At 62.2% G+C, this 14,907-nt stretch carries 13 protein-coding genes; 8 read left to right on the top strand and 5 right to left on the bottom strand.

Features of this window, described 5'->3' with window-relative positions:
• The coding region (locus tag C1722_RS00805) for an undecaprenyl-diphosphate phosphatase (protein WP_280522927.1) at positions 1–395 on the top strand (395 nt) is incomplete at its 5' end.
• 128 nt (positions 396–523) lie between these two features.
• Here the strand turns inward: C1722_RS00805 and C1722_RS00810 are convergent.
• Positions 524–1,996 (bottom strand): helix-turn-helix transcriptional regulator, encoded by a 1,473-nt coding sequence (locus C1722_RS00810; protein ID WP_102377579.1) that lies wholly within the window; start codon positions 1,994–1,996, stop codon positions 524–526.
• A gap of 306 nt (positions 1,997–2,302) precedes the next feature.
• Here C1722_RS00810 and C1722_RS17715 point away from each other — a divergent pair, with 306 nt between their 5' ends.
• From C1722_RS17715 to C1722_RS00835, 5 genes are all read left to right on the top strand, one after another.
• Positions 2,303–2,872 carry a twin-arginine translocation signal domain-containing protein gene (locus C1722_RS17715; protein WP_102377580.1) on the top strand — a complete coding sequence of 190 codons (570 nt, stop codon included), beginning with the start codon at positions 2,303–2,305 and terminating at the stop codon, positions 2,870–2,872.
• On the top strand, positions 2,760–3,836 hold the full coding sequence (locus C1722_RS17225; protein ID WP_425319354.1) for an FAD-binding protein: 1,077 nt from the start codon (positions 2,760–2,762) through the stop codon (positions 3,834–3,836). The genes C1722_RS17715 and C1722_RS17225 overlap by 113 nt, the downstream gene beginning before the upstream one ends.
• Before the next feature lie 313 nt (positions 3,837–4,149).
• Positions 4,150–4,431 (top strand): chorismate mutase, encoded by a 282-nt coding sequence (locus C1722_RS00825; protein WP_102377582.1) that lies wholly within the window; start codon positions 4,150–4,152, stop codon positions 4,429–4,431.
• Positions 4,428–5,228, top strand: coding sequence for a 3-deoxy-7-phosphoheptulonate synthase (aroF, locus tag C1722_RS00830; RefSeq protein WP_102377583.1), 801 nt, complete (start codon positions 4,428–4,430; stop codon positions 5,226–5,228). The genes C1722_RS00825 and aroF overlap by 4 nt, the downstream gene beginning before the upstream one ends.
• A 556-nt stretch (positions 5,229–5,784) precedes the next feature.
• On the top strand, positions 5,785–8,211 hold the full coding sequence (locus tag C1722_RS00835; protein WP_102377584.1) for an ATP-dependent helicase: 2,427 nt from the start codon (positions 5,785–5,787) through the stop codon (positions 8,209–8,211).
• A 136-nt stretch (positions 8,212–8,347) separates the two neighbouring features.
• Here C1722_RS00835 and C1722_RS00840 read toward each other — a convergent pair whose 3' ends face one another.
• Entirely contained in the window at positions 8,348–10,120 is a 1,773-nt protein-coding gene (locus C1722_RS00840; RefSeq protein ID WP_102377585.1) for an FAD-dependent oxidoreductase, read from the bottom strand.
• Positions 10,121–10,542: 422 nt separating this feature from the next.
• Here C1722_RS00840 and C1722_RS00845 point away from each other — a divergent pair, with 422 nt between their 5' ends.
• The gene (locus C1722_RS00845; protein WP_244902394.1) at positions 10,543–11,832 is read left to right on the top strand and encodes a helix-turn-helix domain-containing protein; all 1,290 of its coding nucleotides are present in this window, start codon (positions 10,543–10,545) and stop codon (positions 11,830–11,832) included.
• Positions 11,833–11,849: 17 nt separating this feature from the next.
• On the opposite strand, the gene sdaAA is transcribed toward C1722_RS00845, so the two are convergent.
• Positions 11,850–13,121, bottom strand: coding sequence for an L-serine ammonia-lyase, iron-sulfur-dependent, subunit alpha (sdaAA, locus tag C1722_RS17935; protein ID WP_102377587.1), 1,272 nt, complete (start codon positions 13,119–13,121; stop codon positions 11,850–11,852).
• 62 nt (positions 13,122–13,183) lie between these two features.
• Between sdaAA and C1722_RS00855 the strand changes: the two genes are divergently transcribed.
• The gene (locus C1722_RS00855) at positions 13,184–13,525 is read left to right on the top strand and encodes a DHHA2 domain-containing protein (protein ID WP_244902544.1); all 342 of its coding nucleotides are present in this window, start codon (positions 13,184–13,186) and stop codon (positions 13,523–13,525) included.
• Between the two features lie 150 nt (positions 13,526–13,675).
• On the opposite strand, the gene C1722_RS17725 is transcribed toward C1722_RS00855, so the two are convergent.
• Together C1722_RS17725 and C1722_RS17090 are read right to left on the bottom strand one after the other, a co-directional pair.
• Complete coding sequence (locus C1722_RS17725; protein WP_244902395.1) at positions 13,676–14,347, bottom strand: LysR substrate-binding domain-containing protein; 672 nt, start codon at positions 14,345–14,347, stop codon at positions 13,676–13,678.
• A gap of 325 nt (positions 14,348–14,672) precedes the next feature.
• On the bottom strand, positions 14,673–14,907 hold a 235-nt coding region (locus C1722_RS17090; RefSeq protein WP_219724260.1), incomplete at its 5' end, for a hypothetical protein.

Below are 14,907 nucleotides of genomic sequence, written 5' to 3' on the forward strand. Positions count from 1 at the left end.
GGAGGACCGCGCTCAAGATCGGGCTGTTCCAGGTGCTCGCCATCGTACCGGGTACGAGCCGCTCGGGCGCCACCATCATCGGCGGCATGCTGTGCGGCTGCTCGCGTACCGCGGCGGCGGAATTCACGTTCTTCCTGGCCATTCCCGTCATGCTCGGCTGGGGGCTGGTGAAGGTGGTCAAGTTCGTGATGGCGGGCCTTGCCATGACCCAGGTGGAGATCGTCGTGCTCGTGGTGGGCATCGTAACGGCGTTCGCCATGTCCATCGTCGCCATCCGCTTCCTCATGGGCTACATCAAGAAGAACGACTTCACGGCGTTCGGTTGGTACCGCATCGTCGTGGGCGTGCTCGTGCTCGGGTACTTCTTCTTCGAGTCGATGGGTATGCTGCCGTAAGGCTGCTGCGCATGCAAGCTTTCAGGGCCGTCCGCAGTGCGGGCGGCTTTTTTGCGGCGCTGTTCGATGGATGCTCGATGGTCGAAGCGCAGTTCGATCGGGCCCAACGTGCGTGCGAGCGCCTTTCTTCAGTACGTCTCCACCATATCGATGAGCTCCTGCTGGGAGTGCAGGTCCATCTTCTGGTAGATATGCTTGATGTGCGTTTTGATGGTGTTGCGCGAGATCACAAGCTCCTCCTCGATGAAGGGCACGTTGCGGCCTTTCGCCAGCAGCTTGAACACGTCGGTCTCGCGTTCGGTGAGCGCGAAGCGCTCGGCGATGCGGGCGCATTGGGCCTCGATCGCATCGGAGCGGTCGCTTTCGGGCTCGGCGGTCGGCTCGAGCAGGGGTACCGACTCGATGCCCTCGATGGTCTTCTCGAAGCTGAACGTGCGCAGAACGAGCAGGTTGAATGCCGAGAACGCGAGCACTACGAGCACGACGGCGCCCGGCACGAGCAGCGGTTGGTCGACGAGCAGCCCGTTGGTCAGGTGCCCGAGCGAGGTTCCCACGAGCGATCCGGCTCCGGTAGCGAACTGGCCCCATGCGAATATCGGCAGCGCGTGGAGCGGATTGCGCCGGCCGATTGCAGCGAGGGCGTAGTATACGAGCACCGTAAAGCAATCGGATCCCGCCGCAAGCAGAATGCTCGGGGCGGCGGTTCCTTCGAACTGCGGAACGAGCACGCAGAGGAATCCGGCGAGAACGAACAGCGATGCCACCTGGTAGAGGATGTCGGCAGGTGCGGCCTTGCCCGCAACGAGCGTTTGCACGGCCACGACGGCGAGAGGCAGGAGCGCGAGGAGGGTGAACTGCGGCATACCGTCGGATTCGCCGAACATGAGCGAGAACCCGAAAGCGATGCGGAACACGAAGAACGAGACGAACAGGATGTGCGAGTAGGGGAGAAACGCACGCGGCTCGGTGAGGGCGAGCGTCGAGGCGCCGGGGTTGGTGCGGATGCGTTCGAGTATCGGGCGGGCCGAGGGGTAGGCGAGGGCGATGATGGCAAAGGGGGAGAGCGCGAATGCAATCGTGCCGACCTCGCCGGGCAGCGCGACGAACGCGATGCGCAGCACGTAGGCGGTGGCGAGGCTGCCGGCGATGCCCACCGCTGCCGCTCGGGGGCTGAGCGATATGAGCACGATGCAGGCGAGCACCGACGCGAGTGCGCGGCCGGCGTTCATCGCGATGGAGCCGATGGTGAGGACGGCGGGGTTCGCCGAAGCAAGACCCGCCGCAACCATGGCGAGGCCGACGGCTCCGATGAGGACGGCGAAGCCGGCAAGCTTTCGGGGTTCGAAGATGTTCGGTCGCAGGGAGGCTGCGATGGCGACGACGAGGTTGGTGGTAAACGAGCTTACCGTGGCAAACTCGCGCGCCATGCCGTAGACGAGGGTGAACCGGGGGAATACGTACTGGTTGAGAAGCCATGTTGCAAGAAACAGGAGAACGAGCGCCGCAAAGCAGCGCACCCACCGTGCGTTTGCGATTTCATCCAGAAGCCGTCGGTTCGATCCGTTTTCGGCTGCAGTATCTTCTTGCTGCGTGTATTCCAAGGAGGTCTCCTTCCCCGGGCAAGTATAGCAAAGGTTAACGATGCGGTTTTGTCTGCCCGCCTCTCGGGTTCAGCTGAGCTTAGAAAAATTCCGTTTTCCGAAAAATGCTCTTGATAGCGTGCTCTTAAGATATCTGATCAGCAGAAACGTAAATCTCCCCTCGTCTGGGTGATGGCGAAACCGAGGCGATTTCCATAATGAGGGCCGTACAGCGAACCCGGCGATAGCGATGAGCCGGCCGGGTCGGATACGGGTATCGGCGCGGCTGGCGGCTGCGTCGGAAAACACGAAAGGGAGAACAAGGATATGGGAATCGAAACCAAAAGCGGCATTTCTCGCCGCAGCTTTCTCGGGCTTGCGGGCATTGCGGGCGTCGGCGCCGTGACCGGCCTTGCGGGATGCTCGCCGCAGCAGAACGGATCGGGGTCGAACGGCTCNGCCGCAGAGCACGCGCCATTGGATCGGCGCAGTCGACACCGCCCAGCAGAAGGCCGCGGGCGTCGAGATCAACCATGGCGAGCTCATCAACGAGCTCGCACGCTACGCGTCCTACAAGTGCGACATGGACGTGTGGAAGGTGTGGATCAACGAATCCGCCGAAATGCTTTCCTACCTCGATCCGATCATGGAGGCGTCGCTCGGTTTGACGGCTACCGTCGATACCGAGAAGTTCGACAAGCAGCTCCACTACACGCCCATGGTGCAGCACATGTACCTCGAGGACCCCGCGCTCGGCACGCGTCCCGAGAAGGAGCGCAACGAGGTGCTCTACGAGTACATTCAGAGCAAGGGCCAAGACATCACATTCAAGCACAAGCTCGTCAAGCTCGTGCGCGAGGGCGAAACCGAAGGCCGTGTAACTGGTGCCATCTTTGAAAGCGACAACGGCTACGTGCAGATCAACGCGAACAAGGGCGTGCTCTTGACGACGGGCGGCTACGCGGGCAACGCCGTCATGACCAAGGCGCTTGCGCCCATCGTGCCCCAGTGCACCACCACGGCGAACAACACCCCGTCCTGCGACGGCTCGGGCATCAAGGCGGCTCTCTGGGCGGGCGCGAAGATGGACCCGCAGCCGGCTCCCATGCTGTTCGCCCGCGGCGCAGTCGCTCCCGGCGTCGATGCGGGCTATACGGGCGAGGGCGAAGACGCCGCGCTTCCCGGCAACGTGTTCCAGTCGAACGTGGGCACGCAGCCGTTCATGAAGGTCGATCGCACGGGCAAGCGTTTCGTCAACGAGGCGTCGCCGTACGAGGCCGTGTGCTTCGCCTCGAGCAACCGCCCCGGCGGCGTGTGGTGCGAGGTGTGGGACGGAAACATCGTCGAGGACGTCGAGCGCTTCTCCACCGTCGGCTGCTCGAAGGGCATCGCCCAGCAGTTCGCAGCGGGCGTCACGCCCGACGAGATGTTCGCGAAGCAGATCGAGGGCGGCACCGTGTTCAAGGCCGACACGATCGAAGAGCTCGCCGACATGCTCGGGTTCGCAGGCGAGGCCAAGGAGAACTTCCTCGCGCAGGTCGACCGTTACAACGAGCTGTACGACCAGCAGAGCGACGACGACTACGGCAAGGAGGCCTTCCGCCTGTCCGCGCTGCGTACCGCCCCGTTCTACGGCGGTTGGTTCGGAGCCTGCTACCTCACCACGGTCGACGGCATCAAGATCAACGCCAATATGCAGGCGCTCGACGAGAACGAAGAGGTCATCGAAGGCCTGTACTGCGCGGGCGACTGCTCGGGCAGCCTGTTCGCCGATAACTATCCCGAGTACATCATCGGATGCGCGTGCGGTCGCACCCTCACCTTCTCGCGCCACGCCGTGAAGTACATGAAGGAGAACTAACCTATCAGTCGGTAGCCCAGCCTGCGCGCCCGTTTCCGCATCCCTCCGCGGAAACGGGCGTTTCCGTGTGCGCCGCCGATGGCTCCCGAGGGCATCTGCGCTCTTTTCCGATCGGACGCTGCTCTTCGGCTCGAGTGTTTCCTCATGCGAACTTCTCCGTGAACTTTCCCCGTCCGCCCCGTGCGCTGCGCGGCTTTTGCTATCATGATGCCCACACGAGGGCGCTCTTGCGTTTCGGTCGCGGTTTTCAGCCTGACCACTGCGTGATGCGCCTTGCTCGTTACCGTTTTTTGTGAATCTGAAAGGAAAGCCGATGTCTGAAGAAAACAGCGTACTCGCGCAAATCCAAGAACATCGTGCAAAGATCGATGAGATCGATCGCGAAATCGTCTCGCTGCTGAACAAGCGCGCGGGCCATTCGCTGGTCATCCGTGGTCTCAAGCCCGGTGCTCATCTGGGCTTGTATGACGCGAGGCGAGAAGAGGAGATCTTCGAGCGGGTCGACGGCTACAACGAGGGTCCTTTGTATAACGAGAACCTGCGTGAGATATATGCCAGTATCCTCAAAGTTATGAAGGAGACCCCGTCAGTATGAACGAGCAGATAGCAACCAAACTGCCGGATTACGGAACGCGCACGGACGAGATCACCATCTTCGCCGGGCCGTGCTCCGTCGAATCCGAAGAACAATTCGACGAAGTGGCCGAATGCATCGCGGGCCTCGGTCTCACGTGGGTCCGCGGCGGCGCGTTCAAGCCGCGCACCAACCCGCACTCGTTCCAAGGCCTGGGTGAGGAAGCACTTCAGATCATGAAGGCGTCGGGCGAGAAGTGGGGCCTTAAGACCCTCACCGAGGTGATGGACTCCGCGCACTGCGAGCTTGTGCACTCGTACGTGGACGGCCTGCAGGTAGGTGCGCGCAACTTCCAGAACTTCAGCTTGCTGAAGAACATCGGTATCGTCACGGCCGAATCGCACAAGATGGTGCTCTACAAGCGCGGGTTCGCCGGCACCATTGCCGAATGGCTCGCCGCCACCGATTACCTGACCGCCGAGGGCAACGACAACGTCGTGTTGTGCGAGCGCGGCATCCGCACGTTCGAGACGGCTACGCGCTTCACGCTCGACATATCGGCCGTACTCGTCATCCACAAGCAGAGCCTCTACCCGGTGTGCGTGGACGTGTCGCATCCGGCCGGCGTGCGCGACCTCGTTCCGTCGCTTGCGAAGGCGGCCGTTGCGGTCGGATGCGATTCGATCATGATCGAGGTGCATCCCAATCCGCCCAAGGCCCTCTCCGACGGTCCGCAGCAGCTCACGCCCGCCCAATTTACCGATCTGGTGGCAGAGCTCCGCGAAATTGCCGCCGTGTTCGGCAAGAAGATCGTGTAGAGCGCGGTAACAACGAACCGTGTACGACGTGCCGCTCGGGACATCGGGCGGCACGCTTGCGTGCGGGGTTGCGGGATGTGTCGTCCTCGGCTTTGCTCCGGATCCCCTTGTTCGCGGCAGGAAAACGGAGTTATTCGTCGTTTAAAGCCCCCTTGGAGGCGAAGCCACCCTCCGCTACGTCGAGCCATTCTCTTTCGCCTGATCAGAAAGATGGCTGGGAAACGGGTTGCGAGGAAGGGCTCTGGCGATGACGAATAAGTCCGTTTTCCTGCCACGAGTTCGCCGATTTGCTGCTGGATGCCCGAAATCGGGGTCAACATGGTGACCGTTCGGGGTTCTAGGCACCTGATCTTCGTCGAGCGTTGTGCGGACTGCTGATTTCAGGCGATGAGGCGCGGGTACCCGGCCACGGCATTGACCCTGCGCGTGCGGAGGATGCAGCAAGGCCTGCCGAATCCATAGGTCTGCATTTCTCACGCAGCCCGCCCCCCTGAGTCCAAGAAGCGGTAGAATACACCTTCTGACTACAGCAACGTTTCGAAAGAAAGCGCGTCCTATGCCAATCGACATCGATTCTCTGAACCCTGCCCAGAAAGAGGCGGTCCTCTGCACCGAGGGCCCGCTGCTCGTGCTCGCGGGGGCGGGCAGCGGCAAGACCCGCGTGCTCACGTACCGCATCGCGAACCTCATCGAGAACAAGGACGTCGCCCCGTGGCGGATTCTCGCGATCACGTTCACGAACAAGGCAGCGGCGGAGATGCGCGAGCGCCTGGGCGCGCTTGTGGGGCCTGCTGCCCGCGGCATGTGGGTGTCGACGTTCCACAGCATGTGCGTGCGCATGCTGCGCGCCGATGCCGAGCGCCTCGGCTTTACCAAAGCGTTCACCATCTACGCCGACGACGATTCGAAGCGCCTGTTCAAGGACATCATGGCCGAGCTCGATATCGATCCGAAGCGCTATCCGGTGAACGCCCTGAGGAACCGCATATCCACGGCCAAGAACGAGCTCATCGTGCCGGGCGATTTCGAGGCGCAGGCGGCCGATCCCATAGCGAAGGTGGCGGCGCGCGTGTACACGCGGTTGCAGGAGCGTCTGCGCGCGGCGAACGCGTTCGATTTCGACGACCTTCTGCTCTACGCGTACCTGCTACTCAAGAACCACCCCGACGTGCTCGAGGCCTATCAGGACCGTTTCCGCTACCTCATGGTGGACGAGTATCAGGATACGAACCATGCGCAGTACTCCATCACGACGCTTCTGGCCGACAAGCACAAGAACATCATGGTGGTGGGCGACGACGACCAGTCCATCTACTCGTGGCGCGGCGCCGACATCCGCAACATCCTCGAGTTCGAAAACGACTATCCCGAGGCCCATACCGTCAAGCTCGAGCAGAACTACCGCAGCGTCGGCAACATCCTCGCCGCAGCCAATGCGGTTATCGCCAACAACCAGCATCGCAAGGCCAAGAAGCTCTTCACCTCGGAGGGCGACGGCGACAAGATTTCGGTGTACATGGCCTCCGACGAGCGCGACGAGGGCCGCTGGATCGCAGGCGAGATAGAGAAGCGCAAGGCCGAGGGGTTCTCGTACAACCAGATCGCCGTGTTCTACCGCACCAACGCGCAGAGCCGCATGATCGAGGATATGCTCGTGCGCGCAGGTGTGCCGTACCGCATCGTCGGCGGCACGCGCTTCTTCGATCGCGCGGAGATCCGCGACGTCATGGCGTATCTGACGCTCGTGGTGAACCCCGCCGACGACATGGCGGCAAAACGCGTGATCAACGTGCCGCGCCGCGGCATCGGTAAGACCACGATCGAGCTCATCGACCGCGAAGCGCGCGAGAACCGCATGACGTTCATGGAGGCGGCCGAGCTCGTGATCGGCGACGAGAGCGTCAGGCTCGCAACGCGCAAGGCGCTCGGCGAATTCGTCGGCCTGATCAAGGACGCGGGCACCTACGGCGGCGACCTGCGCAAGGTGGTCGAAGCCATCATCGACAAGAGCGGCCTCATCTCGGCGCTCATCGCCGAAGACACCGACGAGGCGCGCGGGCGCGTCGAGAACATCCAGGAGTTCCTCGGTGTTGTCGACGAGTACACCGACACCCACGACGAGGGCGATGCGGAATACGCTGCGCCCACCGCGGGCGGCCAAGCGCTCGCCGAGCGGGGCGCCGCGGGTGCACTCGAGGCCGTCGTTCCTGGCGAGGGCGGCGATGTGCAGCTGTCCATCGGCGCCGGGCAGGACGAGGACGCCCCCGTCCGCGTGCTTTCGGCCAACTCGCTCGCCGACTTCATCGAATGGGTGACGCTGCGTACCGATCTCGACACCATGTCGGACGATGGCACGGCGGTCACGCTCATGACGGTGCACTCGTCGAAGGGCCTCGAATTCGATTGCGTGTTCGTGGGCGGCATGGAAGAGACGCTCTTTCCCCATATGAACTCGACCAGCGATCCGAGCGGCATCGAGGAGGAGCGCCGGCTCGCCTACGTGGCCATCACGCGCGCCCGCAAGAAGCTCTACCTCACGTGCGCTTACGCGCGCCAGATATTCGGCCAGACGCAGGCGAACCCCACCTCGCGCTTCATCGCCGAGATCCCGAGCGAGCTGCGTCAGACAACGGGCCTCGGCTCGTCGGGCTTCGAGGGCACGGGCTGGGAGAAACGGGGTAGCCGCAAGGGCATCGCCGGATCGGGAACCGAGGCGGGCGGCGGTCGCGTGTTCGGCCAGTCGAGCGCTTCGGGCCCGTCGAGCCGTGCAACGCGCAGCTCGTATTCGGGGTTCGTGCGCGATACGGGGAAGAAGGCTGCCGCGGGCATGTCGTTCGGAGTCGGCGATACCGTCGACCACAAGACGTTCGGACGCGGCAAGGTCGTGAAGGTCGACGGCGACACGCTCCATATCAGGTTCGCGAAGACCGGCGCAACCAAGAAGCTCCTGAAGGATTATGCACCCATCGTGAAGATCGGGTAGGGACCGAAAAGCCCGCATGGGGATTGGCCGAGCGGGCGGCGGGCAAGCGACTGAAAACGCCCCCCGCATCGACTGACGCGGGGGGCGTTTCTGCTATCGAGTGATTCGGTTGCCGCTCGCAGGGCAAAGGCGTCGTTTAGATGCCTGCGGCTGCGTTTTCGCCTGCAAGTTTGCCGAACGTGAGGGCGCATGCGAGGCTGTGACCGCCAACGGTCACGGGGTACTCGACCAGGTAGCGCCCGCCCTGGGTGTTACCTGCGACGTACAGGCCCTTGATGGGGTCTCCGTTTTCGTCGAGGGGATGCAGGTCGGTGTCGCATTCGAGCCCGCCCATGAGCACGAGCATACCTGCGGAATCGAAACGGCAGGCGTAGAAGGGCGGCGTATCGACGGGGAACATGCGGCTGCCGATCTTGCCGTAATCCTCATCGATGCCCTTCGCGGCAAGCTCGTTGTACCGTTCGATGGATGCCTTCACGTTCTCGACGGGAAGGCCCATTCCCTCGGCCAGCTCCTCGATCGTATCGGCCTTCAGGGTGACGGCGCCCTCTACCATCTCATCGGTGGTGTATCCGAGAGCGAATCCTTCGAGAACGGTTTTGTACTGGTCTTTTTCGTCGTCGGAGATGTAGTAGTTGACGAACCCGTGTCCGGTTCCCTGTGCCGCTAACTGCGTTTTCCAGTTGGCGTCGAATATCTGCCACGATTTGGTGCCGAGGGTCGCGAGCTCGGGATCGGGGGAGACGGGCTGGCGGGATAGCTGGTCGGCGATGTTCTGGCCGGGGATGTCCTCGTTCATGAACCGGTTGCCTTCCATGTTGAGCTGCAGGAAGGCATCGACGCCCAAAGCGCCGCCCATGTGGTGCGTCATCGGCGCATAGGGTCCGAGTTCCATGTGGGCTCCCGCCCATACCCCCATGCGCTGCCCGTCACCGGTGTTGCAGAAATCGCCGTTTACGTCGACCTCGCTGTAGAACGAAGCGAACTCGTCGGCCTGAGGGGCGTAGTAGTGGCGCATTTCCTTGTTGCCGCCCATGTCTCCCGTGCAGAGACAGACCGCTTGTGCGTTGATGCGCGTATACGTTTCTCCCTTGGCGTCATGCACGTACGCGCCTGTGACGGCGCCGGTCGATTCGTCGACGATGAGCTGCTCGGCGAATGTTCCGAACAGGAACTCGGCGCCGGCGGCGAGCGCTTTGTCGCGGCAGTTCTCGCAGCCCCATTGCATATTGGGGTTGAGGTTGATGGTGCCGTGGAAGAACGGGTAGTACTCCGTTTTGTAGTCGTAGCCCTCAAGCGGGGGCCAGAAGATGGGGCGGAGGAAGTTCGGGTTGTCGGTAGTTTTGTTGTCGGCGGTTTTTGCTACGAGCTCGTAGTCGGCTCCCTCGACAAACCAGTCGAAGGCTTCGCCCGAATGGTCGTACCAGTAGTTGAGGAAATCAGGGTTGGGACGGTAGCACATGTCCTTCATGAGCTGATTGACAATATCGGCCTTCGGCGCCCACTCGATGCCGATGCTTTTTTGGATTTTGGAATTGACGACGCCGAATGCGCCGGCCATGCCGACGACGCCGATATCGTCTTGCCTTTCAACGCCGATGACGCGAGCGCCCGCTTCGGCGGCGGCGCGCGATGCCGCAATGCCTGCTAGCCCGAGTCCGAGCACAAGCACGTCGCAGTCTTTTTCTTCCGCAACGTTTGCGGGGACTTCGGGCTTGGCGAGGAATGGCGGCGTGTATTCGGACGGATTGGTCGCCGTCGATCCAGCGGCAGCCTCGGTTGCTGCGCCTCCTTGGGCGGCCTTATCGGCTGGAGCGCAGCCAGCGAGTCCTGCGCCTGCTGCGACTGCGGCCGCTGCGCCCAGGCCGATGAAGGAACGACGCGACAGTTCGATGCGGTTTGCTTTCATGATACCCTCCTTAGTTTCTGTTCTTGCTTATTTGCGGCCCATTCGATGCGGCCGCGAACCGAACAGTACTCCCTCAGCGCTTGTGCAAACCTCCTTCGAAGGCGGGTGATTTTTACGAAAGTGCTGGTCTAGGCCACCTGAAACGGGTGATATAGAAGTGGGATAGAGATAAATCGACTCTCGTTTGCATTCCGGCAGGTATACTGTGGCAAGACAGGAAGGGGACTATGAAGCGCTTGCTTACAAACATGCGTAACGTTGCTTTGCGGGATGCTTTGTGTTTCGGGGGATATGCGCTTTACCTCGTTTTCTCGTACATGGCTTTCCATTCCTTTACGCTGTTCGCTCCCGCCTCCGCCCTCGATGCCGTTTCGCAGACTCTCTTTCTTGCAACCGTCCTCGGCTCGAGAGTATGTGTTTTCGTGGCCATCGCTTTCTTTTCGTTGCGCAGTACGGGACCCGATACGCTTGTTTCCGTGCTTGTCGCCTGCGGAGTGGCGTTGTTCGGTTTCCTCGTTTGCGGTATGGCGCTGCAGTTTTCCATCGACGTGGAATTCGGTCGCATTCTGCCTTGGCTGATGTTCGGCGGCGTGTGTCTCGGCGCGGGGGATGCCCTCATGGTCCTTTTGTGGGCGCGATTCTGCAAAACGTTTACGCTGCGGAGCGTTTACCTCTTTGTCCTGCTCAGCAATATGGCGAGCTTGGTGATCTATTTTCTCATGACGCTTCTGCCCCCTGCGTTGGTCATCCCGGCCACGGCGGTTCTCTTTGTGATTTCTTCGGTGTGCGTGAAGCGGTCGATTTCGATTCGGGTTCCGGCGGTGAGCGAATATTCGCTTCCCGTTGCCAAAAGTGCTGCGTCGCGCTTGTGGCGTCCGGTGTTCGGGACGATGGTGTTCTGTTTCATGAGCGGGATGATGATGCAAATATCGGGCCAGCAAGAACTGCCGCTTTCGACGGTGCAGGAAACCTCGATCGTGTCGAGCGGGATCGTCGTGGCGATCCTCCTTGTTCCGGTGCTGGTGGTCTCGAAGCCGCCGAACCTGAGTCGTCTCTACAAGATGGCTTTGCCGCTTTCCGCGGCGGGCTTTCTTCTTCTGCCGATACTCTGGAACGCGGCAGGGGGGATCGTCAATGCGTTCGCCCAGCTTGGATCGATGGTGGCTAGCATCATTCTGTGGTGCATGCTAGCCGACATGGCGCGAGACACCCGATTGCCCTCACCGCTCGTATTCGCCGCCGCTTTGGCGTGTACGAATGCCGCGCAGCTGCTCGGCGTGCTCGTCGGGTTCTTCAATGCGTCGAGCATCACTTCCGGCGGAATCATGCTGACGGTAATAGCGCTCGTCTCGCTGTATCTGCTCTCCATGCTTTCATTGTTTCTGTTCAAAGACAAAGGGCTTGCCCTGGAGGAGCCTGCGACGCCCGCTCCTCAGTTGGTCGTGCGCGAGGAGCAGTGGTTTTCCGCTCGCTGCGAGGAGATCGCGTCAACTCATCAGCTAACAGCCAGAGAGCAGGAGATATTCGTGCTTCTTGCCCAGGGGCGCACGGTTCACGGCATCTCGGAGAAGCTCTACGTATCGGAGAACACGGTCAAGTCGCACATCAAGAGCATCTACCAGAAGCTCGGAATCCATCTGCGTTCCGAGCTGATCGAACTCGTCAATCATGTTGATGACGAGTTCGATCAGCAAGCAAAGCAGATTCGCTGAGGGACGTTGGCGCTCTCCTACGAGCAGCTCATCCCCGGTGTGCACGAGGCGCAGAAGCCGCAGGCGGCGGGCGTTGCGGCTATGCCGCCGAGGGCGCTTTCGCGCAGCTCGAACGGCAGCGAGCGGCCTACCTTGCGCATGGCTTCGACCGTTTCGTCGAAGTTGACGAGGTTGCCGATGCCTGCGAGCGCGATCTGCGCGCTCACGAGCGCCGTTGCCGCGCCCGAGGCGTTGCGCTTCTGACAGGGCACTTCCACGAGCCCGGCGATCGGATCGCATACGAGCCCCATCATGTTGGTGAGCGCGTTGCTTGCGGCGGCGAAGCACTGCGCGGGCGTCCCCCCAGCGAGTTCGACGGCTGCTGCTGCGGCCATTGCGGCCGCCGAGCCGATTTCGGCCTGGCAGCCTCCTTCGGCTCCCGATACCGTGGCGTTGCGCGTGATGAGGTAGCCGATGGCGCCGGCGCAGGCGAGCCCTCGCTTCAGATCGTCGTCGCTGAAGCCCCTGCTGTCCTGCAGGGCCAGGAGCACGCCGGGGATTACGCCCGCCGAGCCTGCCGTGGGAGCGGCGGCGATGCGTCCCATCGAGGCGTTCGTCTCGAGCACCGCCATCGAGTAGGCGATGGCGAGCGAAAGCTGATCGTCGCAGAGGTTGCCCCCGAGCCTTCTCAGTGCGGAGAGTTTCAGCGCTTCGCCGCCGATCAATCCTCCCATAGAGGGGAGGGGCTCTTCGAGGGGCCGCGTTGCCGATTGCCTCATAACGGCGAGCGCCTCGTCGAGGTAGCCGTCGGTGTCGCTCGCGTAGCCGAGGCTGGCTGCAAGCGCGTCCTCGCGTTTTAAAAACGCCTCGGAAATGGACATGCCGCTCTCTTCGCAGTAGGAGAGCATGGCGGCACCGTGGGGGAAATCGAGCTCCTCGAAGCGCGCTTGGGCCGCTTCGACATCGGCTGCATCGTCTTTCGAGACGCCGGTTGCGCTGTCACCGGGAATGATGCGCACGTCGCGGATTGCGGGATGCGCCTCGATGGCGGTCTTGATTTCCGGGCAGACCGCCTGATCGGTTTCCAGGATAGTGTAGGCGGCATCGCCCTTTCGCTCGCGGTACATGCGGGTTGTGGCGATGTTGACGCCCTGATCGCTGATGCTTTTGGCGATATGGGCCAACACGCCCGCTTCGTCGTGCTGACGGATCACGATGCTCGTCTTCTCGCCGGTCACTTCGACGTCGATGCCGTCGATGCGCCTGATGACAGCTGCACCGCCTCCGATGCTCTCGCCGCGGATGCTCATCTCGTATGCCGTCTTCTGCTTGAAAAAAAAAAAGACGGTGTTAGGGNGGCGGCGAGGATAACCTGCCGGTCGATAAGCTCGTCGGCGCGGATTCCAAGGAGTTCCAACTCGGCGATTCGACCGTGCTCATCGCGCAGCACGAGACGGTCGATCTGCCCGCCGTCATGGAGCGAGAGGACGAGATCCGAGCCTATATGCGCCAGCTCAAAGACGACAACGGCTATGAGTTCGTGCTTTTCATGGTGACCGACATCATGGCGGAGGGCAGCCAGTTTCTGTGCGAGGGCAACCGTCGCATCGTGGATCGGGTGTTCAACATCAAGTGCACGGGCGTGGGCGGTACGTGGATGCCTGGCATCCTGAGCCGTAAGAAACAGGTCGCAGCCCGCATCCTCGGCTCGTAGACCGACGGACGGGTTGGTGCGCAATCGGCTCGTAGGCTGACGCGCAGGTTGTTGTGCAGTCGGCTTCTTGGGCCGACGCGCGGGTTGGCCTTTATTCTCGGCTCGTGGGTCGGTGCGTAGATGAGAGCATGCCCGAGCGGGCGGTGCGTTTCAGGCGCACTGCCCGCTTTCCTTTTCCCAGATTCTCCCGATATGCCCGATGAGGAACTCCTCGAACCGCCTTGCTTCGGGGGATTGTTCGCCGTCCGAATCCACGATGGCTATGGTCCGCGCAAAGCGAGTATCGGCGAGGGAGACGAGATCCGCTTCGTAGTCCGAAAGGTCGCCCCAGCTGTGCTCGGGCCAGAATCCGATGCCGAGGCCGAGGCCGATCATCTTTTTCACGACCGAGGGGTTGTCGCTTTCGAAGGCGATGTGCGGTGTGAAGCCCGCAAGCGCGCAAAGCTCGTCGCAGAGCGTCCGGAAGGCCCTCGATCCCGCGAGGCAGATGAAGCGGCTTTCGGCCAGACCGCTCAGATCGGCGGGTTCGGGAGGACGCGGGCCGCGGCTTGCCNTGTTCGCTTCGCGGGCGAGCTGAAACGAATCGCGGATGCGCAGATCGTCGGTATCGAGGCCGAGCATGCCTCCGACGAGCGCTTTGTCGGTGCCGTGGCCGACGAGCGTGTGGGCGAACGATCCGAGAAGCGAGAACTCGACGGATCGTGGTTCCGCGAGGCAGAGCCTGCGCGCCATGTAGGCGATGCGCAGCGCTCCTGCGGTATGCGAACTCGAGGGCCCGACCATGATGGGGCCGATGATGTCGCGTATGCTCAAGGTGTCCATTGAGGCCTCCTTGGAAGTGGTTTCGAATACGCGGCCATCGTATCACGACCGCGGGCGTCTCCATCGAATCGTAACGCCGCTCGGCAAGCGGATATCCGGCCGCGTGCAACGGCGGGTAGGAAACATTGCGTGCGGGAGTGTGTGGCGCTGCGGCGCTCGGTTGCCGAACGTCTGGCTCTCGCCGAAAAATCGCTCACCCGATGGGGCGCGGGCGAACGCTGTGCGGATGCGTCTGCGTGCAGCGTCTGAAACGCAGTGCGGGAAAAACCCTCGGGTCGGTGCAAGTTTTTTCGGTTGTGCGTGATTGGGGCGTGTTGTTTGACCGCTATTGCGGCGAGTTCGACTTGCCACCAGGGAAAACGCCTTGATCGGCGCGCCTGCGCATACGCAGGAACAGACGCGCGGGCTGGTTTTCCGCCTTTCGGTTCGCATAACCGAAAAAACTTGCACCCAAGTGCCCCGATTCCATACGGTATGTCCTTGCTTTTATGGGGGCGCGTGACGAGACGAGCCGCGCGGCGCGGGCCGGGTGCGCGTGATGGGCGGGGCGCAGGCGGGGA

It is taken from the genome of Raoultibacter timonensis (genome assembly GCF_900240215.1).
GTDB classification, from domain to species: domain Bacteria; phylum Actinomycetota; class Coriobacteriia; order Coriobacteriales; family Eggerthellaceae; genus Raoultibacter; species Raoultibacter timonensis.

Coding starts and splice junctions, on each gene's coding strand:
- C1722_RS00825 (WP_102377582.1), top strand. CDS start 4,150: ATGTCTGAAGAAAACAGCGTACTCGCGCAAATCCAAGAACATCGTGCA.
- aroF (WP_102377583.1), top strand. CDS start 4,428: ATGAACGAGCAGATAGCAACCAAACTGCCGGATTACGGAACGCGCACG.
- C1722_RS00835 (WP_102377584.1), top strand. CDS start 5,785: ATGCCAATCGACATCGATTCTCTGAACCCTGCCCAGAAAGAGGCGGTC.
- C1722_RS00840 (WP_102377585.1), bottom strand. CDS start 10,120: ATGAAAGCAAACCGCATCGAACTGTCGCGTCGTTCCTTCATCGGCCTG.
- sdaAA (WP_102377587.1), bottom strand. CDS start 13,121: ATGAGCATCCGCGGCGAGAGCATCGGAGGCGGTGCAGCTGTCATCAGG.